Consider the following 25,930-nt stretch of genomic DNA (forward strand, 5'->3'; position numbering starts at 1 on the left):
GGCGCTGGGGCCACACAAGCCGGCGTTTGTGGGGCTACTCCGTTGCGGGGTAGCGGGCGTTGATCTCCGCAGCCAGCGCCGTGAAGGCGCGCGTGCGGTGCGACTCCCGATCCTTCTCCGCGGGGGTCAGCTCTGCCGCCGAGCGACAGCCACCTTCGGGCTGGAAGACCGGGTCGTAGCCGAAGCCGCCGTCGCCCGCCGGGGCCCGCAGCACACTCCCCTGCCAGACCCCCAGCTCGCACACCTCGGTCGCTTCCGTGCCCGGCACCTCGGGGACCACGAGCGCTGCCGCGCACACGAAGCCCGCGGCGCGGTGCTCGTCCGCGATGTCGCTGAGCTGCCACAGCAGCAACTCGACATTGGCAGTGTCGCTCCGTGCGGGGCCGCCCCAGCGGGCCGAGAAGATGCCCGGGCAGCCGCCCAGCACGTCCACGGCGATGCCGGAATCATCGGCGATCGCGGGCAGGCCAGTGTGGGCCGCCGCCGCGCGGGCCTTCAGCAGCGCGTTCTCCTCGAAGCTCGTGCCGGTCTCGACGGGCTCCGGGCCGTCATAGCCGACGAGTTCGACGCCGGGGATCAGCGGGCCGACGATCCGGCGCAGCTCCTCAAGCTTGTGCGCGTTGTGGGAGGCGAGGACGATCGTCTGGCGACTCATGCGGCACGCTCCTCGGCGAGCACCGCGCGCTGCAGCTCCGTGAGCTCCGCCGCGCTGCCGAGCGCCAGATCCAGCAGCTCGTTCAGCTCGTCGCGCGAGAACGGCACGCCCTCAGCGGTGCCCTGCACCTCGACGAACGCACCCGAACCGGTCACCACCACGTTCATGTCGGTCTCGGCGCGGGAATCCTCGACGTAGGCGAGATCGCTCATCGCGGTGTCGCCGACAATGCCGACCGAGACCGCCGCGACGCTGTCCGTCAACGGCTTCGCGTTGCGCGGCAGGTGGCCCTGCGCGCGTGCCCACTCGATCGCGTCCACGAGCGCGACATACGCGCCCGTGATCGACGCGGTGCGCGTGCCGCCGTCGGCCTGCAGCACGTCGCAGTCAATCACGATCGTGTTCTCCCCGAGCGCCTTCGTATCGATCACGGCCCGGAGGCTCCGCCCGATCAGGCGGGAGATCTCGTGGGTGCGGCCACCGATCTTCCCCTTCACGGACTCGCGCTGCATACGCTCGTTCGTGGAGCGCGGCAGCATCGAGTACTCGGCGGTCACCCAGCCGGTGCCCTTGCCGGAGAGCCAGCGCGGTACGCCGGGGGTAAAGGAGGCCGTGCAGAGCACCTTCGTGTTTCCGAAGGAGATGAGGGCGCTTCCCTCGGCCTGGGCACTCCAGCCGCGCTCGATGGTCACGGGGCGCATCTGCGCCGGGGTGCGTCCGTCGGTCCGCAGAGTGTCGGTCATGTGTGGGCCTTCCTGGTGGCGTACAGTGCATGCGACACCGGGCGGGACGGCTCACCGTGTGCCCTCAACGTGCGCTCTTCCAGCCTACCGGAGGCCCCGGACAGCGGCCTCGGGCTGGCGAGCTCGTGCTCGCGGGGTCGGACTCGCGGGCTCGGGTTCGCGGGGTCGGGCTCACGGGCTCGGGCGGCCGTCTTTAGCGGGCGACCTTGATCCAGCTCGCGCGGTGCAGTTCCGTGAGGCCGGCGGCCGCGATCCCCGCGTAGTGCGCCTTCGCGCCGTAGCCCTTGTTCGAGGCCCAGGCGTAGTCCGGGTGCGCCTCGTGCGCCTCGCGCATCAGGAGGTCCCGCTCGACCTTCGCGCGCACCGACGCCGCGGCGACGCTCGCGCACGCCCGATCCGCGCCCACGCGGGTGCGGACATTGAGCGGGTTCCGCAGCACCGGCGACAGCCAGTCGTGGGCGCCGTCGAGAATGATCACGGCGCGATCCACCGGCACGCCCGCCTCGTGCAGCGCGAGCAGCGCGCGTCGAGCCGCGGCCCCGAGCATCGCGGTGATGCCCTGCGCGTCGATCTCCTCGGCGCTCGCAAAGCCGACCGCGCCATCCCCCCAGTCGCGCACGAGCGGATAGATCGTCTCACGCTTCTTCTCGCTCAGCAGCTTGGAGTCGCGCAGACCCGCGGGGAACTCCTTGGTTCCCGCCCGGACGGCGTGCGCGCCCACGGCCACGGGGCCCGCGATCGCGCCCCGCCCCACCTCGTCCAGGCCGATTACGAGCTCGGTCCCGGCATCAAACAGCGCCGTCTCGACGTCGAGGGTCGGCTCCTTTGAGACGGTTTCCGCGTTAGGCACCGCTCGACTGCTTCTCGCGCGCCTGCTCCACGCCGGTGAAGGTCCCCTCGGGGGTGCCCAGCCAGGTAAAACGGTTGAGCGGCCAGTTCAGCACAAACGCGCGGCCCACGATCTCCTCTTCCGGCACGAAACCCTTGCCCGGTTGATCCTGGTTGTAGCGAGAATCCTTGCTTTGGTAGCGATTGTCGCCCATCACCCACACCGCGTTCTCCGGAACGGTGACGTCGAAGTCGATTTTCGAGGCGCGGCTCTCCCCCGGCGGGATCACGATGTACGGCTCGTCGAGCGGGACCCCGTTCACCATCACGCGCCCCTCAGCGTCGCAGCACTGCACGCGGTCGCCCCCCACGCCGATCACGCGCTTCACGACGTATTCGTCGCTCGTGTCGGCCGCGAGTCCCACCGCCTGCAACACTTTCTCGAACCCGCTCGGCTCGCTCTCCGCACGCGGGTAGAGCCAGCCCCCCGGATCCTTGAACACGACCACGTCGCCGCGCTGCACGTCGACGAGATCCGGCACCAGCTGGTTGACCAGAATCCGGTCGTTCACCTGCAGGGTCTGCTCCATCGACACCGACGGAATATAGAAACTGCGCACCAGGAACGTCTTCAGCAGGAAGGAGACGAGGAAGGCGACGATCAAGATCACGAGGAGATCGCGCACGAACCCCAGGAACCCACCCCGCCGGCTCCGCTCTCCCGCGGTGGACACAGCCTCGCTCATGCGCGCTCCTTCAGGTGTGGGGCCGGGACGCACAGTGGGCGGCGGCCCCGAAAACTCGGGGTCAGACACTTCAGGCTCCCATACCCTGTCGGGTGGGAGCCTGAAAGCGTCACGGGCGTGTCACGCGGTGTCCGCGATCGCGCCCACAGAAAGGCGTGACTTAGGCGTCGCGCTTCTCCTTGATCTTGGCCTTCTTGCCGGTGAGGCCACGGAGGTAGTACAGCTTCGCGCGGCGCACGTCACCGCGGGTGACGACCTCGATCTTGTCGATCGCGGGCGAGTGCACGGGGAACTTACGCTCCACACCCACCTGGAAGCTGATCTTGCGGACCGTGAAGGTCTCGCGGACGCCCTCGCCGTGGCGGGAGATCACAACGCCCTGGAACACCTGAACACGCGAGCGGTTGCCCTCGACGATGTTGACGTGCACCTTGACGGTGTCGCCGGCGCGGAACTCGGGAATGTCGCTCTTGAGCGACGCGGCATCGACGTGGTCGAGCTTCTGCATGATGTTCTCTCTCTGCGCCCGCCGCAAGTCGGGACACGGATGTCAAAAAGTAAAGAGGTACAGGCTCACGGTGTGTGCGGACCCTCGCGGCAGTGCCGCACCGTGGCACAAGGATCAATTATGACACATCTTGCACGGGGTGCGCACTCGCTTGCGGCTCGGTGTGGCGCGATGTGGCGCGATGCTGGACCGGCGGGCGGCACCACTCTACACTCGGGATCATGAACGGCATGCTGGGCACCACGGGCGCGGAACAGCCACCGCGCGGCCGAGCGATGGAAACCGACGTCGCTGAAAGCTTCGATCTGCACGACCTGCATCCGGTCGACGCCCCGGGAATGACCGCACGCGACAAACGCGCGGCCTGGGCTATCGGCACCTCCGGGGCGGTCGCGTGGCTCGCGCTCGGGGCCGGCGTCGCGGCGCTCGCGCTCTATGCGTTCGCGACGGCCCCGATCGTGGCGTGGTGGGCGATGCTCTCGGCCTTCGGATAACGCGGACGGCACCCCGCCGGGCCTCGCCCTGCCCCTGATCCGCCTCCCGCGCGCCCCGATCCTGGCCCGCGCACGCTCCTGGCCCGCCCAACCGAGGCAAATTATCTAGACCGAGTCACATTCGCGCGTATTTGGCTCGGTCTAGATAATTTGCGTCGGTTTCGGTGAGGTTGGGAGTGATTCGGTGCGGTTGGGAGTGATTGGGTGAGGTGGGGAGCGGTTCGGCGCGGCTCCCGGCTCCGCCCGGACTGACTCGTGCCAGCCCCGGTGTCAGTGGGAGCTGGCATCATCGTGGGTATGGCACATCCCGAGCACCCGACCCACGCGCAGGCCCTGGCCGTTCTGCGGGAGCTCACCGGTGCCCCGGCGGCCGAGTTCCATGACGGCCAGTTCGCGGCGATCAGCGCACTCGTCGACGAGGGGCGGCGCGCACTCGTGGTGCAGCGCACCGGCTGGGGCAAGTCCGCGGTCTACTTCGTCGCCACCGCGCTGTTGCGGGCGCGCGGAGCGGGGCCCACGCTGCTCGTCTCCCCCCTGCTCGCGCTCATGCGGGATCAGGTGTCCGCCGCCGAACGCGCCGGAGTGCGCGCCGCCGCCATCAACTCGGCCACCGCCGAAGAGTGGGATGACATCGAGGGGCGGCTGGCCCGCGACGAGATCGACGTGCTCCTCGTCTCGCCCGAACGCCTCAACAATCCCCGGTTTCGGGAGCAGCAGTTGCCGGGCATCCTGGCACGAATGGGGCTGCTCGTGATCGACGAGGCGCACTGCATCTCCGACTGGGGGCACGACTTCCGCCCGGACTATCGGCGCATTGCCGCGCTGCTCGCCAGCCTGGAGCGGGATGTTCCGGTGCTCGCCACCACCGCCACGGCAAACGCCCGCGTCGTGGCGGACGTCGTCGAACAACTCGGCGAGAACGTGCTGACGCTGCGCGGCTCGCTCGCGCGAGATTCGCTGCGTCTGGGCAGCCTCACACTCCCGACGGCGCAGGCCCGCCTCGGGTGGCTCGTGTCCCATCTGCGGGATCTCACCGGGAGCGGGATCGTGTACACGCTCACCGTGTCCGCGGCGGAGGACACGGCGCTGCTCTTACGCGACGCCGGAATCAACGCCGTGGCGTACACGGGGCGCACCGATCCGGAAGAGCGCGAACGGCTCGAGAGCGCGCTGAAAAACAATGAGGTGAAGGCGCTCATCGCCACGAGCGCCCTCGGCATGGGCTTCGACAAGCCCGACCTCGGATTCGTGGTCCATCTCGGCGCCCCGTCCTCGCCCGTCGCGTACTACCAGCAGGTGGGCCGCGCGGGCCGCGGTACCGCGCACGCCGATGTGCTCCTCCTCCCCGGACCCGAGGACGCCGCGATCTGGCGCTACTTTGCGACGGCCTCGATGCCGGATCCGGAGCGAGCGGAGGCCGTGATCGCGGCCCTGGGTGCCCCGGACGGGCCACCGCTGTCGACTCCAGCGTTGGAAGCGCGCGTCGACCTCCGGCGCACGCAACTCGAGCTGCTCCTCAAAGTGCTCGACGTGGACGGCGCGGTGCGCCGGGTCGCCGGAGGCTGGGTCGCCACCGGTGCCCCCTGGCAGTATGACGCGGAACGCTATGCCCGCATCGCCGCGGCCCGTGAGGCCGAGCAGGCCGCAATGATCACTTACGAGCGCGGGGCGAGCTGCCGCATGGAACTGCTGCAACGCGAACTCGACGACCCGAGCGCCGCCCCCTGCGGGCGCTGCGACGTGTGCGCCGGAGCCTGGTATCCGAGCAAGGTATCGAACGCCGCCGCAGCGCAGGCGAGCAGCCGGATCGCACACACCGGGGTGCCAATCGAGCCGCGTGGGCAGTGGCCCACCGGTGCGGATCGCCGCGGCGTGCCCGTGAAGGGGCGCATCGCCGTGACCGAGCGCCCGGAACCCGGGCGGGTGATCGCCCGCCTCACCGACCTCGGCTGGGGCGGGCCGCTGCGCGAATTGCTCGCCACGGGCGCGCCGGATCAGGAACTCCCCGCCGCCCTCGTGCCCGCGGTGCTCGACACGCTCAAGGACTGGCCGTGGGACGACCGGCCCGTGGGCGTAATCGCCATGCCGTCGCTCACCCGGCCCCGCCTCGTGCAGAGCACCGCCGCGATGATCGCGGAGCGCGGCAGGCTCCCGCTCCTCGGCAGCCTGGGCGCCGATCCGACGCGTCCCGCCACCGGCCACGGCGGGAACAGCGCGTTCCGGCTTGCCTCGGTATGGGACCGCTTCACGCTCTCCCCCGAGCTCGCCGCCACCGTCGCCGAGGCTCCCGGGCCGCTGTTGCTCGTCGACGACCTCGTCGACAGTCGGTGGTCGCTCACCGTCGCGGCGCGCGCACTGCGCCTGGCCGGAGCACCCGCGGTGCTGCCCTTCGCGCTCGCGTCGGTGGGATAACTCCCCCGGTCACCGTTCGGCGAGCGCCGGCACCGCGAGCGCAGGTGCCGCGAGCGCCGGCACCGCAAGCTCGGGTGCCGCGAACTCAGCTCAGCTCAGCGCTGGCAACTCGGGCACCAGTACAGCTTGCGTGCGCCGAACTCCTCGAGCACGATGTTCGTGCCGCAGTTCTTGCACGGCGTTCCCTCAAGCTTGTACACCCAGTGCCGCTCGTCGCGTTCCACGAGCGCGCGCTGGTACGCCTCGCCCTCGAGCCCGTCGATCGTGATCATCTGCCCGACCGTGATCCCGGTCTCGAGCAACGCGGCCCAGTCGTCCCACAGCGCCTCAAGCACGGCGCGATCGAGCGTGTTCGCGGGGGTGTGCGGGTTGAGCCCGGCCCGGAACAGCATCTCGGCGCGGTAGACATTGCCGATCCCGGCAACGACCGACTGATCCATGAGGACCAGTCCGATCGGGGTCTTCTTCTTTCCCGCGCGTTCCACGAAGCGCGCCCGCTCCGCGGGAGTATCGGCGTTTGCGGGATCCGGCCCGAGGCGATGCACCACGGCGTCGACCTCCGCGGGGGTGAGCACCTCGCAGGCGGTGGGGCCGCGGAGATCCGCGCACACGGCGTCGTTCAGCAACCGCACGCGCACCTGCCCAACCGGCTCGGGCGGGAAACTCCCCTCGATCTCCCCGGCTTTGTCGGCCTCGGCCATGCGCACCCGAGCGCGACGCGGTGCGCCGATCGAGGTCACCGAGTCCTCGCCGTCCTGATCGACAGCGCCGCCCGGCCCCAAATTTTCCCCGGTCTGCCCCAGTTTGGAGTGCCCCGGCGTCTGCCCGTGGATCTGGATGGAGGGATCGATCCGCACGTCGCCCGCGAAGTCCCAGGCACCGTAGATGCCGAGGTGCACCCGCAGCCACTGATCCCCCGCGAACTCAAGAAACATCTGTTTCCCGACGGCCCGCGCGTCCGTCATCTCGCGGCCGCTCAACAGCGCAGCGCCCTGCGCGAAGCGCCCCTGCGGACTCGTGACCTCGGGCGAGGTGCCGACGAAGTTGACCCGGAACTGCCGCGCGATGCGGTGAACGGAATGCCCCTCAGGCACGGCTAGCTCAGCTGGTCCACGTGCTTGCCGGCGATCGCCCCCGTCTGCTCGTACTCGCCGAGCTGGGCGATGCGGCGCACGTGGCGCTCGTCACCCGGGAACGGGGTCTGCACGAACAGCTCGATGAAGCGGATCGCGTCCTCGACAGGGTGCTGGCGCGCACCGATGGAGATCACGTTCGCGTTGTTGTGCTCGCGGGCGAGTGTCGCGGTCGACTCGTTCCACACGAGCGCCGCGCGAATCCCCGCCACCTTGTTCGCGGCGATCTGCTCACCGTTGCCGGATCCGCCGAACACCACGCCCAGCGCCTCGATCCCGGCCCGCTCGTCCCGGGCCACCCCGAGCGCCGCGTTAATGCAGAAGGACGGGTAGTCGTCGAGGGCGTCGTATTCGGCGGGACCGTGGTCGATCACCTCGTGTCCGAGAGAGCTCAAGTGCTGCTGCAGCTGCTGGCTGAATTCGAGTCCGGCGTGGTCGGTGGCAACGTGGATGCGCATGGTCTCAATTCTATCCATGCGCGCCACCTGACCGCCCCCTCACGGGTTCCCGCCGATCCGCCCTCCCGCGGCGAGTTCCGCGATCAGAACTGCGGCCCGGCCGACCGGCCCCGCTTCAGCTCATAGAACCCGGGCACGCTTGCCGCGGCGACGATCCCGTCCCACAGCCGCAGCGCGGTCTCCCCCATCGGGGCGGGCGTGACCACGGGCCCGAAGAACGCCACCCCGTTCACCGAGATGATCGGCACCCCGACGTCGGGCCCCGCGATCGCCATCGCGTGATCGGTGTTCGCCCGGAGCTGCACGTCAACCGACTCATCGTTCGCGGCGTCTGCGAGCCCGGCGTCGAGGCCGAGTTCCGCGAGCGATTCCGCGATGATCGCGTCGGTGTCGGAGCGGCCACCCGGGTGGATCCGAGTGCCGAACGCCGTGTACAGCTCTCCGACAACCGACTCACCCGAGACACGGCGTGCCGCCTCGGCGACACGCCCCATCCGCAGGCCCTCCAGCTGCGCGGCGGAGTGGGAGTTTGGCGGCTGCTTCTCGTTCAGGATCGCGAGGCTGATCGGGTGCCAAGAGATCTCGAAGCCGCGCAGCTGCGCAACCTCGCTGGCCCAGCGGCTGGTCATCCAGCACCAGGGGCAGATGGGGTCGAACCAGAACTCGACCTCGGGTTTTTCGGGAATCGACTGCGCTGCGCTCATATCACCAGCCTACCCGCGGAGGACGGGCGTAGGCTGGTGATATTCGACCCATCTTCTCGACAGGAGCTGCAGTGCCAGGAACCAACCTCACCCGCGTTGAAGCCCAGGAACGCGCCCGCATCGTTGCCACCCAGCGATACGAGGTCGCGTTGGATCTCACCGTCGGCGCCGACACCTTCGCGTCCGACACGACCATCCACTTCGCCGGCCAGGAGGGTGCCGCGACGTTCATCGATCTCATCGCGGACTCCGTTGAGCGCATCGAGCTGAACGGCACGGAGATCGATCCGGCAACCGCGTTCGCGGACTCGCGCGTGCAGCTGACGAATCTCGCCGCGCAGAACAGCGTCCGGATCGTCTCGACGCAGCGCTACATGAACACGGGCGAGGGCCTGCACCGCTTCGTCGACCCCGCCGACGGCGAGGTCTACCTCTACTCCCAGTTCGAGGTGCCCGATTCGCGGCGCATGTTCCCCGTGTTCGAGCAGCCGGATCTGAAGGCCACGTTCGCGTTCACGATCACCGCGCCGGCGCGCTGGAAGGTGGTCAGCAACCAGCCGACCCCCGAGCCCACCCCCGCGGGCACCAAGGCCGCGGCGCAGGGCGCGGACTGGGCGGAGCAGGAGATCGCGACCTGGGCGTTTGAACCGACGCCCGTCATGTCGAGCTACATCACCGCACTCATCGCCGGCCCCTACACCGAGGTCCGTTCGGAGCTGACCAGCCGCGACGGCCGCACGATCCCGCTCGGGGTGTTCTGCCGGGAGTCGCTTGCCGAGTACCTCGACGCGGACTACATCTTCGACAAGACGCGCGAGGGCTTCGGTTTCTTCGAGGAACAATTCGACTACCCGTACCCGTTCGACAAGTACGACCAGCTGTTTGTCCCCGAGTACAACATGGGCGCGATGGAGAACATCGGCGCGGTGACGTTCACCGAGGCGTACGTGTTCCGCAGCCAGGTCACCGACGCGATGCGCGAACGGCGGGTCGTCACGATCCTCCACGAGCTCGCCCACATGTGGTTCGGCGATCTCGTCACCATGCGGTGGTGGAACGACCTGTGGCTCAACGAGTCCTTCGCCGAGTACATGTCCACCCTCGGCGTCGCCGAGGCGACCGAGTGGACCGAGTGCTGGACCACGTTCGCGGCGTCGGAAAAGTCCTGGGCCTACCGCCAGGATCAGCTCCCCTCCACGCACCCGATCGTCGCCGAGATCACCGATCTCGAAGACGTGCTCGTGAACTTCGACGGCATCACCTACGCGAAGGGTGCCTCGGTGCTGAAGCAGCTCGTCGCCTGGGTGGGGCGTGAGCCGTTCATGCGCGGCGTGCACGACTACTTCGTGAAGCACCACCACGCGAACACGGAGCTTCCGGATCTCCTCGCGGAGCTCGAGGCCCAGAGTGGCCGCGACCTCAGCGAGTGGTCGCGGCTGTGGCTCGAAACCGCCGGGGTCAACACGCTTCGCCCCGTCTTCGAGCTCGACGCCGACGGCCTCTACACGAGCTTCGCGATCGAGCAGACCGCGATCGAGGCGTACCCGACGATTCGGCCCCACCGCATCGCGGTTGGCCTGTACGGCGCTTCGGACGACGGCCCGGTGCGCCGGATCCGCCGTCTGGAGCTCGACATCGCCGGCACCCGCACAGAGGTGCCCGAGCTCGTCGGCGTCGCACAGCCGGAGTTGCTGCTCCTGAACGACGACGACCTCACCTACGCGAAGATCCGGTTGGACGAGCGCTCGCTGGAGACGGCGGCGGCCCAGCTGGGTGCCGTCGAGGATTCGCTGGCCCGCGCGCTCCTCTGGGGCACCCTGTGGGATGCGACCCGCGACGCGGAGTTCCCGGCCTCGCGCTTCGTCGAGATCGTGCTCGCGCACATCAGCGAGGAGGACGCCTCCACGACGCTGCGCACCGTGCTCGGCCAGCTGCTCCTCGCAGCCGCGAGCTACGTCGCTCCCGAGCGGCGCGCGGCGACGCTGGAGCGCGTCGGGGATGCGCTGTGGCGGCTCGCGGTCGACGCGGAGCCCGGCAGCGACCGCCAGTTCCAGTTCGTGAAGTCCTTCGGCCAGCTCGCGGCCACCGACGAGCAGCTCGACACCGTGCAGGGACTGTTCGACGGTTCGCTCCCGATGGACGGGCTGAACATTGACACCGACCTCGGCTGGGAGCTGCTGATCGCGCTCGCGGCCGGTGGCCGTGCCACGGCCGCGCAGATCGAGGCGCGACTCGCGGAGGATCGCACGGCGAACGGGAACCAGTCGGCGGCGCACGCCCGCGCGGCGCTCCCCACCGCCGCAGACAAGGCGGCGGCGTGGGCCTCGGTGTTCGATGACGCGAACCAGCCCAACGCGATCGTGCGCGCCACCGGCCTGGGCTTCACCCGCGCCAACGACCTCGCGCTCATCGAGCCGTACGTGGAGCGCTTCTTCGCGGCGGTGACCCCCGTCTGGGAGTCGCGCAGCTACGCGATCGCCGAGGAGCTCATCGAGGGCTTCTTCCCCGCGCCGCTTGCCGACCGCGCGCTCGCGGACGCGACCCGGGCGTGGCTGGACGCGAACGCATCGGCTCCCGCGGCGCTGCGCCGCATGATCGTCGAGCACCTCGCCGGCGTCGAGCGCGCGCTGCGCGCCCAGCAGGCGGATCAGGCGGCCTAAATGCAGGAGATCGGCGCGGCACTCAGCAGCTTTTATCGGGACTACCACACGGTGCTCAACATCGTGTTGATCGTGGTCCTCGCGATCGTGGCGAACTGGCTGCTGCGCCGACTCCTCGTCCGCACCGTCACCCAGGTGGTGCGCGGGGTGAAGAAGGTCCAGGACGTCGACACCACCTCGGAGATGTACGCCGCCCCGTATGTGAACGCTCGGGCGGTGCAGCGCACCCGCACGCTCGGGACCGTGGGGCGGCACATCATCTCCTGGGTGGTGGTCATCACCGCGATGATCCTGATCCTCGCGCAGCTGGGCGTTGACCTCGGCGCGGTGCTCACCTCCGCGGGTATCGTCGCCGCCGGGCTCGCGTTCGGGGCGCAGAACATTGTGAAGGACATCCTGAACGGCATCTTCATGGTGTTCGAGGATCAGCTGGGCGTGGGCGACGTGGTCACCATCGAGGCCGTCACCGGCACCGTGGAGGACGTCGGGATCCGGATCACCCAGGTTCGCGCGCTCGACGGAACCCTGTGGCATATCCGCAACGGCGAGATCCTGACGCTCGGCAACTCCTCGCAGGGCTGGGGCCAGGCGCTCATCGACATCACGGTGAACGCCGATCAGGATCTCACGCACGTGTCCGAGGTCACCGTCAAGGCCGCCCGCGAGCTCCTCACCTCTCCGAGGTACGCGCGCAAGGTCACCGGCGAGCCCCAGATCCTCGGCCTCGAAAGCGTGTTCGGCGACCGCGCCACCCTGCGCCTCGCCGTGCGCACCCGGCCCGAAGCCCAGTGGGAGGTGCAGCGCGGCATTCGAGCCGAGATCCTGCGCGCCTTCCGTGACGAGGGCATCGTCCTCTCCGACGAACGCCCCAACCTGCCAGGAGGCACCGCATGAGCGAGCTCACGCCCGAATCCACCCCACCCGCCCCGCGACTCACCCTCCGCTCCGGCGAATCCGGCGACGCGGTCACCGACACGGTCTGGGCGCAGGTGGGCGGCACCGACACCTTTGAGCGGATCGTGCGCGCGTTCTACCGCGGGGTGCGCGAGGACGAGATCCTCGCGCCGATGTACCCGGAGGACGACTGGGAGGGCGCGATCTGGCGCTTCCGCTCGTTCCTCGAGCAGTATTGGGGCGGCCCGACCACGTATTCTGAGCAGCGGGGGCACCCGCGGCTGCGGATGCGGCACACCCCCTTCCCCATCACCCCCGCGGCGAAGGAGCGCTGGCTGCACCACATGCACGCCGCGCTCGACGAAGTGGCGTTGCCACCGATGCACGACGTCGCATTCCGCGACTACGTGGAGCGCGCGGCCCTCGCGATGGTGAATCGCTTCGACTAGGCCTCGGGATCGAGGGTGGGCGGCGGTGCGGGATCATTCGCGGTGACGCACGTGCCGCCCGACGCGGGGTCCGTGTTGAGGATGCTCTCGGAGGCGGCCACGATTCCGCTTGCCACGTCGAACCGCTGTACCTCGGTCGCACAGGCGTCGGGGCTGGCCGCGGCGTAGAACCAGGCCTCCCCGTCGCCGGCGCGCGGATAGCCGTGCTCTTTCACCCAGACCTCGGTGCCGCGCACCGCGTCCACCCCGATCACGCGGCTGTCCCGGGGCACGTTGGTGTTGAGTTCCCCGTCGAGGAGCACGGCGACAACGCCCTGTTCCGAACGCCCCGCCAGTTCCGCCGTGTGCTCCGCCCCGCGCAGGATCCGGGTCCGAGTGAGTTCGCGGGCCTCACCATCGGCGCTCACCCCGAGCACGAAGGTCACGAACTCGTCCTCGGTATATCCCCGGTAGTGCATGGTGTGCGTGGTCTGCACGAGCCCCACGACGACGGGCGTCTCGCCGTCCATCGTGGTGGTCCACTCCTCCGCGGTGATCGCGTAGTTGTCCCGATCCGGCAGGAACTGGCCGCTTCCCAGCACCGTGTCTGCGCTCACCGTGACCGCACTGCCACCGGGAAGCTGCACGGTGCTCGCCTGCGCCGCAGCGCTCCCGGACGCGCTGGCACACCCCACGAGGGAGAGAGCCAGCGCCAGAGCACCGGCCGCGGCACACCTCACGCCGATCCCGCGCCGACTCATATGCACATCTCCGGGCCCAGGTTCTCCGTCTTGCCGTCGACGGTGATCGTCGCCTGGCCGCAGACTCGTGCGGCGGTATCTGGTTCGATCAGCATGGGCGTGTAGAGGGACTGCAGCCCGATGTCGGTGCGCGACTGTGCGCGGTCGCTCTGCGGGTCATCGAGCGGCCAGACGCGCATGCTCATCGTGTTGCCCTCGGTCTGATTGTCGTAGCGAGTCACGCGCCCCCACACGGCCATGCAGTCGTTGGAATACATCAGTTGCACGTGGACCTTGTTGTCGAGTCGCGCCTCGGATGCCGCGATCACTGCGTCGTCCCGGCACGCCGTGAGCATCGGATCGATCCCGTTCGCGGCCTCGCTGAGGTGCCGCCCGCTCCCCGGCTCGGCCGGTGCGGCCGAGTTCACTGAGCCGACGATGAGCCCGCTCGAGAGCGCCGCGGCCGCCGCCGCCCCGGCCGCGATCAGGACGGTCTGAGCCAGGGAGAAGCGGCGCGCTCCCCCGGCCTGTTCCGCGCCGGCGTCACCGGTGCCCACGAGCCCCGCGTGCTTCGGGTCGAGCGCGTTGCGCCGCGCGCGCCACTCCTTGAGATCGCCGCCGAGATCGTCCACCAGCTTCAGCACCGTATTCTCCGTGGGCAGTACACGCCCCGTGAGCGCGACCGAGATCACGCTCTTCGAGATCCCCGTGCGATCGCTCATCGCCGCGAGCGTGGGATTGCCCGCTGCGGTCCGCAGATCTCGGAGCGCTTCCGCGAACGCGGCGATCGAGTCCGCCTCCGCATCGGGACTCCTCCCCGGTTCGGGTACCGAAGTGTCCTGCATGTGTTCCTCCACCGACCTCTGTTCCAAAGTTCCGGAGCATCCGTGTTTGGAGTTCCGGAATTCGCGATACGCGCCTCACTCAGACAATAGATGGTTCCTGAGACACTCAGCGGTCCCCTCCTGCCGGATCCCACGCAGAACCTTGAATTCTCACAGCTTTCGACGGGTTCCGATATTTCGTTCGGAGCTCCGAACCGCCGAGTGTGCGGACCGTTCGGGCCGTGAGGACGCGCGGCTGCGGTGCCGGGCCGAGCACGCGGTGGCCGGTCGGGGCACCCGGTGACTGGTCAGGGACCCGGTGGCTCGTCAGGCCACGCGGTGGCCGGTCAGCGCTCCCAGCGCGCGGACGGGAGGTCGTCCGCGCGCGGCGCGTGCGCGAGCTCTCGGATCGCGGCGTCCACCGCGTCGCGACCGAGCACATACCGGGCGGGATAGTCCACCGCCTGCCCGCCGACGGTCAGATCGACGGTGCCCTCATCGCGACCGTCGGAAAACGCGAGCGCGTTGACACTGTGCGTTCCCGCGGTGGCCGTGAGGACGAACCACTCAGGCCCACCGCCGATCATGACGTCCCAGGGCCCGATCCGGTCCGCGGTGAGCGTCACGTGGAGCCCGTCGAGCGCGTCGATGTGGTCAGAAAAGTCGGCCATACCCTGATGATATTCGCCGGAGGTGCTGGCACACTAGACACATGTCAGCCCTGAACCTCGTCAATGACCCGGACGCCGACCGACTCCTCAGCGAGCACCCGTTCGCGCTCCTCGTCGGCATGCTGCTCGATCAGCAGGTCGCGATGGAGCTCGCGTTCAGCGGCCCGCTCAAGATTCAGGAGCGGCTCGGGACCGTGGACGCATCGGCACTCGCAGGAGCTGATCCCGACGACGTGATCGCCGCATTTACGCAGACGCCGGCCGTGCACCGCTACCCCGGATCCATGGCAACGCGCACCCAGGCGCTGGCGCAGGCCGTGGACACCGAGTGGGGCGGCGACGCCTCGCGAATCTGGACCGACGGCGATCCGGACGGTGCGACCGTGCTGAAGCGTTTGCAGGCACTCCCCGGCTTCGGCCCCCAGAAAGCGAAGATCTTCCTCGCCCTCCTGGGCAAACAGCTCGGCTTCTCCGGCGCGGGCTGGCGCGAGGCCGCGGCGCCCTACGGCGAGGCCGGCAGCTTCCGCAGCGTCGCCGACATCACGTCGCCCGAGACGCTCCTCAAGGTGCGCGAAACGAAACGCGTCGCGAAGGCCGCGGCCAAAGCGGCGAAGACGACGTAGCCGCCGGCGTGCACGATCTGGCACTCCGCACACTCCCGGCGTGGCGCACAGAGGAATCCACTGCGCGCCCGGTGTACGCTCGTATGGTCGCCTCCGTAGCTCAGTGGATAGAGCAACAGCCTTCTAATCTGTCGGTCGCTGGTTCGAGTCCAGCCGGGGGCACTCAGGAGAGGGGATGACGTGCACGGACCCGCAGTCCTCCGCGATCTCCCGCTCCGCGAGCTTGAGTGCTTTGGCGAGCTGAGCCAGACACTCCACTTCGGTCGGACGGCCGAGAACCTTGGCGTGTCACCGGGACGCGTGTCCCAGATGATTGCCCGGCTGGAATCGCGCGTCGGCGGGCGCTTGTTCGTGCGCACCAGTCGCCGGGTGGCCCTGAGCGAACTCGGGACGGCCCTGGCGGCCGACGCGGTGCCCGCACTCGCCCAGTTGCGCGCGGCCTTCGACGCGGCCCAGGCGGCCGCACTGACCCCCGCACGACCGCTCCGAATCGGATTCCAGTGCGCGGTGACCGAGCCCGTGGCTCGCGCGGTCGCGGCGCTGCCGCCGGGGATGACGGAGCTGATCGAACTCCCCTGGGCCGAGCCGTTCCGCCGGATATCACGCGCCGAGCTCGACGTCGCCCTCGTGCTCGCGCCCAGCCACGAACCCGGGCTCCGGACCCTGCTCGAGTTCTCCCGTCACCCCCAGTTCGTGGCGCTCGCGCACACGCATCCGCTGGCTGGGCGCTCGCGCATCGCCCCCGCCGAACTCAGCGGGATCCCGCTCGTGGGTCCGGCGCATTCCGCACCCGGCTACTGGCGTGAGGCGAATGCGCCGTCCCGGCTCAGCGACGGGACCGAACTGCACTACGTGGCCGCGGCCCGCACGCTCCCCGAAGCGCTGTCCCTCGTGATCACGCGAGGCACCGGGACCCTCATCTGCGAGGCCAGCGCCGCGTACATGCCCCGACCGGACGTCGCCTACGTGCCGCTTGACGGCGTGCCCGACTCCACGCTGCTCGCGGTGACCCGCGACGCAGGGACGCCCCACCCGCTGCTCTCGGAGTTTGTCGCGGCGCTCCGCGCGAGTGAGGCTCCGATCGCGGCCGCTACGCCTCGTCCGGACGCGAGCTTGCGCGCGCCCGCCGGCGCGTAGCGCGAGCCGCAGCCGCTGGGTGGCCGGAGCGCGCCGCGCGAGGCACCGGGCGCGTTGCTCCGGCGAGCCCCCACGCGGCGACAGCGAGCAGCCCCGCCAGCAGCATCGCGGCCCGCGGTCCGGAAACGTTCACGGCGATCCCTCCGATTGCGGACCCCACGGCGATACTCGCGTTAAACACCCCGGCCCAGATCGCCGCGGAGGCCTCCACTCGCCCCGGATCCGCCGCAGCCGTCCAGCTCTGGGTCGACACCGAAACGCCCCCGTAACCGAGCCCCCACACGACGACGAGCGCGAACACGAGGCCGGAAACTGGCTCGGAGATCGCCGCGATCCCCCAGGTCGCCGCGGCCACCGCCCCCACGGCGAGGAGCACGGCGAACCGGGGAGACCGCCCGGCGACCGCGCCAAGCACGAAGTTCCCCGCGACGCCGGCGATCCCGTAGACGAGGAGCACCCCGGCAACGGCGCTCGCCGCGATTCCAAATGCAGATTCGAGGACGGGACGCACATAGGTGTAGCCGGAGAAGTGCGCGAGCACCACGAGGCCGGTGATCGCGAGCCCCCAGGCCACCCCGGGGGTTCGCAGGACCCCGAATACCGTTCCCAGGCGCACGGATTCGGCGGCCGGCAGGGGTGGCAGCAGCGCCCGCAAGAGCACGCTGGAGACGATCCCCAACGCCGCGAGCCCCCAGAACGCGGCGCGCCACCCCGCGAACTCCGCCACCGCCGTGCCGAGCGGCACGCCGAGTACCGACGCGATCGCCACCCCTGAGAAGACGAGCGTCGTGGCACGCCCGACACGGGCACCGGAGACAAGGCGCGGCCCCAGCCCCGCGGCAAGCCCCCACACCATCCCCATCGCGATGCCCAGCAGCACGCGGGCCCCCGCGAGCGTGGCGAAGTTCGGCGCGCACGCCGTGAGCGCGTTCGCGGCCGCCAAGGCAACCATGAACCCGACCAGGATCGCGCGCCGATCCACCCGCCGCGCGAGGATCGGTGCGAGCGTCGAGACCACGGCGGCGATGAGCCCGGTGACCGTGAGCGACATTCCTGCGAGACCGTGGGAGATCTGCAGCGATGCAGCGAGCGGGCTCAGCACTCCGACGGGCATCATCTCCGAGGTCACCACGAGAAACGTGGCCCCGGTCACCGCCCATACGGGCAGGAATGAACTCCGCGTGTGCGCGGCGGTTGTGGGAACGTCAACATGCATACCCTTACTGTCGCGCGACCGCGGGATCCGGAACAATGACGATTTCGTGAAGCGGTCGTGAGCGTCGCTCAGGGATCCGCCGGGCGGTGAAGCTTGGCACGCGGCCGGCTCGATCGCCCCTCGCACACCGCGGGGTGGCCGGGTTGCACCCGGCCACCCCGCGGCGGCACGCCGGAGCGTGCCCGGTTACAGCGAGGCGAGGATCTCGCGCATCTCGGCGATCTCGGCGCTCTGGCCGTCAATCACCTGCTGCGCCAGCTCGCGGACCTCCGCGTGCTGGCCCTGAGCGAGCTCGCTCTCGGCCATATCGATCGCGCCCTCGTGATGCACGATCATGCCCTCGAGGAACAGCCGGGAGGCCTCGACCCCGGATGCCGCCTCAAGCGCCGCCATGTCCTCCTCGCCCATCATCCCGTCGTCGCCCATGCTGTGGCCGCCCATGTCTTCCGGGGCGTCGACGCCCCACTCGGTGAGCCAGCCGCGCATCTGCGCGATCTCGGGGCCCTGCGCGTCCTTCACCTGCTGGGCGAGCTCGGTCACCCGCGGGTCGATGCCGTCCTTTGCGAGGATCATGTCGGACATTTCGATGGCCTGTTCGTGATGCGGGATCATCATCGTCGTGAACATCTCGTCGCCCGCGTTTGCGGTGGTGGTGCCCGATCCCTGCTCGCTCGGGGTGCCGCTGGAGGCCGACGGGGCGGGTGCCACGTCTGATCCAGCGGTCGAGCCGGAGGCGCAGCCGGCGAGCAGCAGCACTCCCGCGACGGCGGTCGAGAGCAGCAGGGAGGTGGTCAGTCGGTGAGTCATTTCTGTGTCCATTCGTGGGTCTCTGAGTCAATGGCCCCGGGCAGGCCTCGGCGCACCGCCCACCCCGGGATGACGGAGGTGATGCAGGCGGGGCCCGCGACTCAGGTGCGACTGATGGACAGGACGATGAGTGACGGCTGCGGCGGCGGACGTACGCCCGCACAACGCACGCCGGCGGCCCGGCGCGCGACCCGCTCGGTCCAGCGGCGCAGGGGCGCGGGACCGACCATTACCGCCACGAGGACGAGCGAGAGCAGGAGCGCAAGCACGCACAGGAGATCCTGCATCCCGTGGTCGGACGGTTCCTGGCCGAGCCCGTCCGGTGCGTGCGCCGAGGGGGCGGCCGCCTGCATCACCGGTGCTGCCGGAGCGGAACCGTCGTGCGACGCACTCGCCAGCGCTGCCGACGCTGCGCCGGCCCGTGACTCGGCCGGCGCGGCACCACCGTGCGCGGCGCTCGCCGACGCGGCACCGAGCGCGGCACTCGCGGGGCTGTGGCCGGTGGAGAGCGTGTGCATCCCGAGGATCCCGGCGATGAGCAGCACCGCGAGCAGACCGGTGAGGAGCACGCCGCGCAGCCCGCCCGTGATCCCGCGCTGCATCAGTGCCATGTCCCTCCATCCCCTGAGTCTGCGGCTCACCCTATTGCGGCGGGCTGGGAATCCGTGGCGAGCCGCGGGACGGCACGGCGGACCCCAGCCGCGCGACCACACCCAGCCCAGACTTTGCACTCTGCAATGAATAGTGCATAATTGCATTCTATGAGCGAAAGTGCAGAATCGTCCGGCCGTGCGGCGAAGATGCGGCGTACCCGGATCGCGATCACGGAGCACGCCCGCAAGCTGACCGCCGAGCATGGCCTCGGCGGTTTCACGGTCGAGACGCTCTGCGAGCAGGTCGGGATCTCGCGCCGCACGTTCTTCAACTACTTCCCATCGAAAACCGAAGCCGTCATCGGCACGCCGAGCGACCCGCTCGAGAGCGACGCCGTGCAGCGCTTCGTCGCCGCGGGCACCCGGAACGGCCAGATCAGCCCCACGCTGCTCGACGAAATGGTCGAGGTAGCGATCGAGATGATGGACGAGGTCTTCGACGTCGCGGGCACCATCACGCACGTGAACCAGATCATCGCCCGGGAACCCGCCTTCATGGAGAAGTTCCTGAGCGACTCCGAGGAGATCCATCGGCAGTTCGCTGCGTTGATCGCCGAGCGCGAAGGGCTCGCCCCGGACGATCCGCGCGTCGGACTCGCGATCCAGGTGCTTGGCGCGATGCTCCACTCGACGGCGCACGCATTCTTCGACGCACGGAGCACCGGCAGCATCGGCCCCCGACTGCGCGACACGCTCGCCCGCACGCGTGAGCTCTTCACCGGAACCGACCCAGCTGATCCGACTGAATCTGCTGAACCGACTGAACCGACTGAACCGACTGACCCGACTGACCCGGTCACGTCGGCCCGCTAACCTCCCCCTTCCGTTCCCAGCGTCTCCGGTCCGCCCCTCGGCGCACCGGCGGCGCGCCGACCCCGAAAGCAGTCCACACCGCATGAACACCGTCGCCCCCGCGGGCGCACCCGCCGCCCCGCTGCTCCTCACGCAGCGCCGGATCTGGATCATCTTCTCCGCGCTCATCGCCGGAATGATGCTCTCGAGCCTCGACCAGACCATCGTCTCGACCGCCATGCCCACGATCGTGGGCCAGCTCGGCGGCGTCGAGCACCAGGCCTGGATCACCACCGCGTACCTCCTCGCGACGACGATCGTGATGCCGATCTACGGCAAATTCGGCGACGTGCTCGGCCGTCGCACCCTGTTCCTGATCGCGATCGCGCTCTTCACCATCGCCTCCGTGGGTGCCGCGCTCGCCCCCGATTTCACCTGGTTCGTGGCATTCCGCGCCATGCAGGGCCTCGGCGGTGGCGGGCTCATGATCCTCTCGCAGGCGATCATCGCCGACATCGTGCCGGCCTCCGAGCGCGGCAAGTACATGGGGCCTCTGGGCGCGATCTTCGGCCTCTCCGCCGTCGCCGGACCGCTCCTCGGTGGTTTCTTCGTCGATCACATGACCTGGCAGTGGGCGTTCTACATCAACATCCCCGTCGGGATCGCGGCGTTCGCGATCGCCTGGTTTGCCCTGACGCTGCCGAGCAAGAAGGCGGAGAAGAAGATCGACATCCTCGGGGTCGTGACCCTCTCGATCGCGACGACCTGCCTGATCTTCTTCACCGACTTCGGCGGTAGCAAGGACCACGGCTGGGGTGCCCTGGAGACGTGGCTGTGGGGTGGCGGGCTGATCCTCGCCGCACTCGCGTTCATCCTCGTCGAGGCGCGCGCGGAGGATCCGATCATCCCGCTCAGCCTCTTCAAGAACCCGATCTTCATCAACGCGACCGCCATTGGCTTCACCCTCGGCCTCGGCATGTTCTCGGCCATCGCCTTCGTTCCGACGTTCCTGCAGATGTCTTCCGGGGCGTCCGCCGCGGCCTCCGGACTCCTGATGCTCCCGATGATGGCCGGCATGATGGGCACTTCGATCTGGTCGGGGATCATGATCACCAAGCGCCAGAAGTACAAGGCCTACCCGATCGTCGGCACGCTCGTCACGGCCGCCGCGATGACGGCGATGACGACACTCACCGCGGCCACCCCGATCTGGCTGATCTGCGTGTACCTGTTCGTGTTCGGTGCGGGCCTCGGCCTCATCATGCAGGTTGTGGTCCTCGTGGTGCAGAACGCCGTGGACCCCGGCATGGTGGGCACCGCGACCAGCACGAACAACTACTTCCGGGAGGTCGGCGCATCCCTCGGCGTGGCGATCTTCGGCGCGATGTTCACGAATCGCCTCAGCGAGAGCCTCAGCGACGTGTTCGCCGGCGCGGGGGTACCCAACGCCCAGGACGCGGTCGCCACGATCGACCCGCAGAAGCTTTCCGAGATGCCCGATGCGATCCGTGACGGCGTCGTGAACGCCTACGCGGACTCGCTCGCGCCCGTGTTCTGGTACCTCATCCCCTTCATCCTGATCGCGTTTGTGCTCGCGCTCTTCCTGAAGCAGATCCCGCTCTCGGACGAGTCCGGGATGGTGGCGCGCGGCGAGGCGATCGGCGGTGCTGAGGCGGAGGCGCTCGAGTCCGCCGAACGCGCGACGCGCACCGGGACCCGCGAGGCCCCCACGGGGCCGGTGGACGTCACCCGCGGATAGCACGAGGGCTCGGGGAGGCGCTCAGGCCTCTCCGAGCTCTTCGAGCACGCGCCGTGCGAGCTGGAACGCCGTGTTCGCGGCCGGCACCCCGCAGTACAGCCCGGCCTGCAGAATCACCTCCTTGATTTCCGCGACCGTGAGCCCGTTTCGGCGCGCAGCACGCACGTGCATCTCGAACTCGTCGTGGTGCCCCAGCGCGATCATCGCCGTCAACACGGCCACGGAGCGCGACTTCCGGTCGAGCCCCGGCCGCGACCAGATGTCGCCCCAGGCGGTGCGGGTGATGAAGTCCTGAAAGTCGGCGGTGAAATCGGTGATGGCGGCGTTCGCCCGATCCACGTGCGCGTCAGAGAGCACCTCGCGGCGCACCCGCATCCCCCGTTCGACGCGCTCCGCGTCGCTGAGCCCCGATGGCCCCCGCCCGACCCCGGTCATCGCCCCGCCTCCGCGAAAAAGTCCTGCAGCGCCGCCGTCACGGCCGCGGCCTGCTCGGCCGGCGGCTGGTGCGCGGCACCCGCGATCATCACCTTGCGGCCGCGCGGCACCCCGGCAACGATCTCGTCCTGACGCGGCTCCGGGGCGACGGTGTCGAACTCGCCGCCCATCGCGAGGATCGGAACGCTGATCTCGCCGAGCCGCGAGCGGAGGTCGTAGCCACCCAGCGCCTCCGCGCAACGGGCATACCCCTCGTCGGAGACCGCCTGGAGCTCGCGCAGGATCCGCCCCGTGAGCTCGGGCTCGTTCGCAATCGAATCCGGCGCGAACCACGCTTTCGCGGACGCCGCCACGAGCGCCGAGGTCGACTGTTCTCGGACCAGCGCGGCGCGGGCGTTCCAGTGCTCCGCGGTGCCGAGCGACGCGGCAGAGGCCACGCTCGCGACCCCCGCGAACAGCGCGGGGTGCCGGAGCGCGAGCGTGAGTCCGAGCGCGCCACCGATCGAAACGCCCGCGTACCGCACCCCGCCGCGATCAGACTCCTGGATGGCGACCGCGACCGCGTCGGCGAGTTCCTCGAGTGTGAAGGGGTCGGCAGGGACGGGTGCGCGACCGTGGCCCGGCAGCACGAGCAGGGCGACCCGGGCGTCGCGGGACAGCACGGGGGCCACCCGCTCCCAAATCAATGGGCCGGTCCCGAGCGAGTGCGCGAGCACCACGAGCGGGGCGTCGGCGGGGCCGGTGGGCGTGGTCAACGCGATCTGCGGCAGGGTCATGTGGTCTCCTGGGAGGGGTGAGAAATACCTTCGGTGAGTTGGGCGGCCAGGCCGAGATACTGCGCCGGATCGAGCAGCGCCGCCACGTCGATCCCGGCTTCGGCGAGCCCGGGCTCGACGCGGAGCAGGCTGGCGAGGTCGTTCCCGGGCCCGCCGTGCCCCCGCTGCCCCGCGGCGCGAACGATCTCGCGCACGCGCTCAGCCCCGAGCACGGGACCGAGCACAATTGCGAGCCGCTCGGCGACGATCAGCCCGTCCGTGAGCGCGAGATTGCGGGACACGGCCCCGGTATCCACCCGCAGCCCGGACACGAGCCGCAGCGCCTGCGCCGCCGCCCCGCGGGTGAGCCGCAGGAGTTCGCGCAGCGTCGGCCACTCGGCGTGCCAGGCCCCGTCGGGGCGCTCGTCCCCGGCCAGCGCTGACGCGAGGTGCAGCGTGGCCGCGAGCTGCGGGGCGCGCAGCGCCGCGGAACGGACCAGCACCGCCCCCGCGGGGTTCCGCTTTTGCGGCATGGCGGAGGACCCCCCGGCGGCGCCCTCCGCGAGCTCCCCGATCTCGGTGCGGCTCAGCGTCGCGACGTCGCTCGCGAGCACGCCGAGCGCGTCGACGACCTGGGTGAGCGCGTCGGCCAGCTCGGTGACGGGCCAGCGGACCGTGTGCCAGGGCGCGTCGGGGGCCGCGAGCGTGAGCTCCGCCGCGTACGCTGCGACGAGCGCGCTGACGGTGCCCGGCACCGCCGATCCGGCACCGCGGGCGATCTCCGCGAACGACGCGAGCGTGCCTCCGGCCCCGCCCAGCTGGGCGGGCAACTCCGGCAACAGCGCGTCGAGCCGATCGGCCGCGCGCCGGATCCCGCGCAGCCAGCCGCTCGCCCGCAACCCCATCGTGGTGGGGACGGCGTGCTGCGTGAGGGTGCGCGCGGCGGCAACGGTGCCCCGATGCTCGCGCACGAAGTCGGTGAGGGCGCGCTCCGTGTTCCGCACATCGGCGAGGATCAGGGCACCGGATTGCCGGGCCACCAGCATGAGCGCCGAGTCGAGGATGTCCTGGCTCGTGGCCCCGCGGTGCACCCAGGTGCGGCACTCAGGCGACACGCGCTCGGTGAGCACCGCCACCAGCGGGATGACCGGATTGCCACCGTTCGCCGACCCGGCAACAACGTCCACAAGCGGCGGATCCGGCACCGTACACGGCTCCCCGGGACCGGCCCAGCCGAACCGCTCCGAGACCTCCGTGACCGCGGCGCGCGGCGCGACTCCGACGCCGCCCCAGGCGCGCACCAGCGCCGTCTCCGCGGCGACCAGCGCACCGAATACCGCCGCGTCAGCCAGCTCAGCGCCGACGCCGGCGCTGACGGGCGACAGCAGCCCGGCGTCGAATGCGGGCGCGTCGGTCGACGGGCGCGGAAGGTCAGTAGGCAAGGAACACGGTCTCCCGCTCGCCCTGCAGACGGATGTCATGGCGCAGGTGCCCGTCGGGCGTGCGGGTCGCAACGAGCGTCGCGCGATCCGCTTCGGACAGCGCGGAGAGCAACGGGTCGGCGGCGAGCGCGGCGGTGTGCTCCGGCAGGTAGATGCGGGTGTGCAGCTTATCGGGGAGGCCGCGAGCGTAGACGATCGTCGCAAAGAATGGCGCCTCCCCCGAGACGGAGCCCGGGTTGCGCGTCCAAAACTCAAAGTGGCCCTCGTCGCTCGTGAACGCGCGCCCGAATCCGGTGAAGCTGTGATCGTCGCGGCGGAAGGTCCCGCGAGCGCGCGGCACCGTGCCGTCGGTGTCGGCCGCGAAGATCTCGACGATGGAATCGGGGATCGGATGGCCATGCCCGTCAACCACCGTGCCGCTGAGCAGGATCGCACCTGGCGAGTGCGGGAAGGCGATCTCGTGTTTCTTGGGGAATGTGGTGCCGTAGGCGAAGAAGGGGCCCACCGTTTGCCCCGGGGTGGCCTCGTGGGTGCGCTCGGGAACCGGCGCGGTGCGGGATGCTGCGGGGGTCATCAGTGATCGCCTTCCTCGGGTTCGAACCAGGTCGCGTCGGGGCCGTCGAGCACGATGTCGAATCGGTACCCCATGGAGAATTCCGGAACGGTGAGTTCGTGGTCGTAGCTGCTGATCAGACGGTCTCGATCCTTCTGATCCCGGATCGTATGGTAAATCGGGTCCAGGGGGAAGAGCGGGTCCCCCGGGAAGTACATCTGCGTCACGATGCGCTGCGTGAAGGACCGCCCGAACACGGAGAAGTGAATATGCGCGGGGCGCCAGGCGTTCACGTGGTTCTTCCAGGGGTAGGGTCCCGGTTTGATCGTGGTGAACGTGTATTCTCCGCGGTCGTTCGTGATGGCGCGGCCCGCCCCTGTGAAGTTCGGGTCGAGCGGCGCGGGGTGCTGGTCGCGCTGGTGAATGTAGCGGCCGGCGGAGTTGGCCTGCCAGATCTCGATGAGCTGGTTGGCCTGCGGCCGCCCCCACGAATCGAGCAGCCGACCGGTCACGGTGATTCGTTCCCCGAGCGGTTCTCCGGAGTGCTGCAGGGTGAGGTCGGATTCGATGGCGGCCACGTCGCGCTGGCCGTAGGCCGGCGACCACAGCTCGATCGTCTCCGGGTTGACGAGCTGCAGATTCTTCGTGGGGTGGCGCAGCAGGCTTGAGCGGTACGGGGGGAAGTCCATGATCGTGCGCGGCAGGGATTCCCCTGCGGCGACACGGCGCGCCTGCTCCGCGTGCAGCGCCTCGATTTCGGCGGTGATCTCCGCCTGGGATGCTTGATCCGGTGCCGCGAGCAGCGTCTCGGGTGCGGCGGCCGGGGTCGGCGCGTCAGCCATGCGGGGTCTCCTTCGACG

At 69.8% G+C, this 25,930-nt stretch carries 28 protein-coding genes and 1 tRNA gene; 10 read left to right on the top strand and 19 right to left on the bottom strand.

Annotation, left to right across the window (positions count from 1 at the left end):
• Positions 1 to 34: 34 nt before the first annotated feature.
• The 5 genes from D3230_RS01180 to rplS all read right to left on the bottom strand — a co-directional run bounded on the left by D3230_RS01180 (position 35) and on the right by rplS (position 3,480).
• The gene (locus D3230_RS01180; protein WP_202343175.1) at positions 35 to 655 is read right to left on the bottom strand and encodes a non-canonical purine NTP pyrophosphatase; all 621 of its coding nucleotides are present in this window, start codon (positions 653 to 655) and stop codon (positions 35 to 37) included.
• Positions 652 to 1,398, bottom strand: a complete 747-nt coding sequence (gene rph / locus D3230_RS01185) for a ribonuclease PH (RefSeq protein ID WP_202343176.1) — start codon at positions 1,396 to 1,398, stop codon at positions 652 to 654. Before rph ends, D3230_RS01180 begins: the two co-directional genes overlap by 4 nt.
• Positions 1,399 to 1,591: 193 nt before the next feature.
• Positions 1,592 to 2,248 (bottom strand): ribonuclease HII, encoded by a 657-nt coding sequence (locus D3230_RS01190; RefSeq protein WP_202343177.1) that lies wholly within the window; start codon positions 2,246 to 2,248, stop codon positions 1,592 to 1,594.
• Positions 2,241 to 2,972: a signal peptidase I gene (lepB, locus tag D3230_RS01195; RefSeq protein ID WP_202343178.1), complete on the bottom strand. Its 732-nt coding sequence runs from the start codon at positions 2,970 to 2,972 to the stop codon at positions 2,241 to 2,243. The genes D3230_RS01190 and lepB overlap by 8 nt, the downstream gene beginning before the upstream one ends.
• A 160-nt stretch (positions 2,973 to 3,132) precedes the next feature.
• The gene (rplS, locus tag D3230_RS01200; RefSeq protein WP_087015500.1) at positions 3,133 to 3,480 is read right to left on the bottom strand and encodes a 50S ribosomal protein L19; all 348 of its coding nucleotides are present in this window, start codon (positions 3,478 to 3,480) and stop codon (positions 3,133 to 3,135) included.
• Positions 3,481 to 3,701: 221 nt separating this feature from the next.
• Here rplS and D3230_RS01205 point away from each other — a divergent pair, with 221 nt between their 5' ends.
• Together D3230_RS01205 and D3230_RS01210 are read left to right on the top strand one after the other, a co-directional pair.
• Entirely contained in the window at positions 3,702 to 3,974 is a 273-nt protein-coding gene (locus D3230_RS01205; protein WP_202343179.1) for a hypothetical protein, read from the top strand.
• 297 nt (positions 3,975 to 4,271) lie between these two features.
• Positions 4,272 to 6,386 carry a RecQ family ATP-dependent DNA helicase gene (locus D3230_RS01210; RefSeq protein ID WP_202343180.1) on the top strand — a complete coding sequence of 705 codons (2,115 nt, stop codon included), beginning with the start codon at positions 4,272 to 4,274 and terminating at the stop codon, positions 6,384 to 6,386.
• Positions 6,387 to 6,481: 95 nt separating this feature from the next.
• Here D3230_RS01210 and D3230_RS01215 read toward each other — a convergent pair whose 3' ends face one another.
• The 3 genes from D3230_RS01215 to D3230_RS01225 form a co-directional block, all read right to left on the bottom strand.
• Positions 6,482 to 7,480, bottom strand: coding sequence for a DNA-formamidopyrimidine glycosylase family protein (locus D3230_RS01215; protein ID WP_202343181.1), 999 nt, complete (start codon positions 7,478 to 7,480; stop codon positions 6,482 to 6,484).
• A gap of 2 nt (positions 7,481 to 7,482) precedes the next feature.
• Positions 7,483 to 7,977, bottom strand: coding sequence for a ribose-5-phosphate isomerase (locus tag D3230_RS01220; protein WP_202343182.1), 495 nt, complete (start codon positions 7,975 to 7,977; stop codon positions 7,483 to 7,485).
• Positions 7,978 to 8,060: 83 nt separating this feature from the next.
• Positions 8,061 to 8,681, bottom strand: a complete 621-nt coding sequence (locus tag D3230_RS01225; RefSeq protein ID WP_202343183.1) for a mycothiol-dependent nitroreductase Rv2466c family protein — start codon at positions 8,679 to 8,681, stop codon at positions 8,061 to 8,063.
• 71 nt (positions 8,682 to 8,752) lie between these two features.
• Between D3230_RS01225 and pepN the strand changes: the two genes are divergently transcribed.
• Genes pepN through D3230_RS01240 form a run of 3 tightly spaced genes read left to right on the top strand, consistent with a single transcriptional unit; the run spans position 8,753 to position 12,684 of the window.
• On the top strand, positions 8,753 to 11,341 hold the full coding sequence (pepN, locus tag D3230_RS01230; protein WP_202343184.1) for an aminopeptidase N: 2,589 nt from the start codon (positions 8,753 to 8,755) through the stop codon (positions 11,339 to 11,341).
• On the top strand, positions 11,342 to 12,235 hold the full coding sequence (locus D3230_RS01235; protein ID WP_202343185.1) for a mechanosensitive ion channel family protein: 894 nt from the start codon (positions 11,342 to 11,344) through the stop codon (positions 12,233 to 12,235).
• Positions 12,232 to 12,684, top strand: a complete 453-nt coding sequence (locus D3230_RS01240; protein ID WP_202343186.1) for a globin — start codon at positions 12,232 to 12,234, stop codon at positions 12,682 to 12,684. Before D3230_RS01235 ends, D3230_RS01240 begins: the two co-directional genes overlap by 4 nt.
• On the opposite strand, the gene D3230_RS01245 is transcribed toward D3230_RS01240, so the two are convergent.
• From D3230_RS01245 to D3230_RS01255, 3 genes are all read right to left on the bottom strand, one after another.
• Positions 12,681 to 13,310 (bottom strand): hypothetical protein, encoded by a 630-nt coding sequence (locus D3230_RS01245; protein WP_202343187.1) that lies wholly within the window; start codon positions 13,308 to 13,310, stop codon positions 12,681 to 12,683. The two genes, D3230_RS01240 and D3230_RS01245, sit on opposite strands and share 4 nt — an antisense overlap.
• Before the next feature lie 110 nt (positions 13,311 to 13,420).
• Positions 13,421 to 14,248 (bottom strand): DUF2690 domain-containing protein, encoded by an 828-nt coding sequence (locus tag D3230_RS01250; RefSeq protein WP_202343188.1) that lies wholly within the window; start codon positions 14,246 to 14,248, stop codon positions 13,421 to 13,423.
• 326 nt (positions 14,249 to 14,574) lie between these two features.
• Entirely contained in the window at positions 14,575 to 14,898 is a 324-nt protein-coding gene (locus tag D3230_RS01255; RefSeq protein ID WP_202343189.1) for an Imm1 family immunity protein, read from the bottom strand.
• Between the two features lie 41 nt (positions 14,899 to 14,939).
• Here D3230_RS01255 and D3230_RS01260 point away from each other — a divergent pair, with 41 nt between their 5' ends.
• The 3 genes from D3230_RS01260 to D3230_RS01270 all read left to right on the top strand — a co-directional run bounded on the left by D3230_RS01260 (position 14,940) and on the right by D3230_RS01270 (position 16,658).
• Positions 14,940 to 15,521, top strand: coding sequence for an HhH-GPD-type base excision DNA repair protein (locus D3230_RS01260; protein WP_202343190.1), 582 nt, complete (start codon positions 14,940 to 14,942; stop codon positions 15,519 to 15,521).
• Between the two features lie 89 nt (positions 15,522 to 15,610).
• A tRNA-Arg gene (locus D3230_RS01265) sits at positions 15,611 to 15,683 on the top strand.
• Positions 15,684 to 15,701: 18 nt separating this feature from the next.
• Positions 15,702 to 16,658 carry a LysR family transcriptional regulator gene (locus D3230_RS01270; RefSeq protein WP_202343191.1) on the top strand — a complete coding sequence of 319 codons (957 nt, stop codon included), beginning with the start codon at positions 15,702 to 15,704 and terminating at the stop codon, positions 16,656 to 16,658.
• Here D3230_RS01270 and D3230_RS01275 read toward each other — a convergent pair.
• The 3 genes from D3230_RS01275 to D3230_RS01285 form a co-directional block, all read right to left on the bottom strand.
• Positions 16,612 to 17,874, bottom strand: a complete 1,263-nt coding sequence (locus D3230_RS01275) for an MFS transporter (protein ID WP_202343192.1) — start codon at positions 17,872 to 17,874, stop codon at positions 16,612 to 16,614. The two genes, D3230_RS01270 and D3230_RS01275, sit on opposite strands and share 47 nt — an antisense overlap.
• A gap of 186 nt (positions 17,875 to 18,060) precedes the next feature.
• Positions 18,061 to 18,681 (bottom strand): DUF305 domain-containing protein, encoded by a 621-nt coding sequence (locus D3230_RS01280; protein WP_202343193.1) that lies wholly within the window; start codon positions 18,679 to 18,681, stop codon positions 18,061 to 18,063.
• Between the two features lie 101 nt (positions 18,682 to 18,782).
• Entirely contained in the window at positions 18,783 to 19,292 is a 510-nt protein-coding gene (locus tag D3230_RS01285) for a hypothetical protein (RefSeq protein WP_202343194.1), read from the bottom strand.
• Between the two features lie 150 nt (positions 19,293 to 19,442).
• Between D3230_RS01285 and D3230_RS01290 the strand changes: the two genes are divergently transcribed.
• Together D3230_RS01290 and D3230_RS01295 are read left to right on the top strand one after the other, a co-directional pair.
• Positions 19,443 to 20,147 (top strand): TetR/AcrR family transcriptional regulator, encoded by a 705-nt coding sequence (locus D3230_RS01290; protein ID WP_202343195.1) that lies wholly within the window; start codon positions 19,443 to 19,445, stop codon positions 20,145 to 20,147.
• An 82-nt stretch (positions 20,148 to 20,229) separates the two neighbouring features.
• Entirely contained in the window at positions 20,230 to 21,885 is a 1,656-nt protein-coding gene (locus D3230_RS01295) for a DHA2 family efflux MFS transporter permease subunit (RefSeq protein ID WP_202343196.1), read from the top strand.
• Positions 21,886 to 21,906: 21 nt separating this feature from the next.
• Here D3230_RS01295 and pcaC read toward each other — a convergent pair whose 3' ends face one another.
• Genes pcaC through pcaH form a run of 5 tightly spaced genes read right to left on the bottom strand, consistent with a single transcriptional unit; the run spans position 21,907 to position 25,912 of the window.
• A complete protein-coding gene (gene pcaC / locus D3230_RS01300) occupies positions 21,907 to 22,320 on the bottom strand; it encodes a 4-carboxymuconolactone decarboxylase (protein WP_202343197.1) in 414 nt (137 codons plus the stop codon).
• Positions 22,317 to 23,096 (bottom strand): alpha/beta fold hydrolase, encoded by a 780-nt coding sequence (locus D3230_RS01305; protein ID WP_202343198.1) that lies wholly within the window; start codon positions 23,094 to 23,096, stop codon positions 22,317 to 22,319. Before D3230_RS01305 ends, pcaC begins: the two co-directional genes overlap by 4 nt.
• A complete protein-coding gene (locus D3230_RS01310) occupies positions 23,093 to 24,517 on the bottom strand; it encodes a lyase family protein (protein WP_237466641.1) in 1,425 nt (474 codons plus the stop codon). The genes D3230_RS01305 and D3230_RS01310 overlap by 4 nt, the downstream gene beginning before the upstream one ends.
• Positions 24,507 to 25,091 carry a protocatechuate 3,4-dioxygenase subunit alpha gene (pcaG, locus tag D3230_RS01315; protein WP_202343200.1) on the bottom strand — a complete coding sequence of 195 codons (585 nt, stop codon included), beginning with the start codon at positions 25,089 to 25,091 and terminating at the stop codon, positions 24,507 to 24,509. The genes D3230_RS01310 and pcaG overlap by 11 nt, the downstream gene beginning before the upstream one ends.
• Entirely contained in the window at positions 25,091 to 25,912 is an 822-nt protein-coding gene (pcaH, locus tag D3230_RS01320) for a protocatechuate 3,4-dioxygenase subunit beta (RefSeq protein ID WP_202343201.1), read from the bottom strand. Before pcaH ends, pcaG begins: the two co-directional genes overlap by 1 nt.
• Between the last annotated feature and the right edge of the window lie 18 nt (positions 25,913 to 25,930).

Origin of the sequence: Leucobacter chromiireducens subsp. solipictus (assembly GCF_016758195.1) — a bacterium.
In the GTDB taxonomy this organism is placed as follows: domain Bacteria; phylum Actinomycetota; class Actinomycetes; order Actinomycetales; family Microbacteriaceae; genus Leucobacter; species Leucobacter solipictus.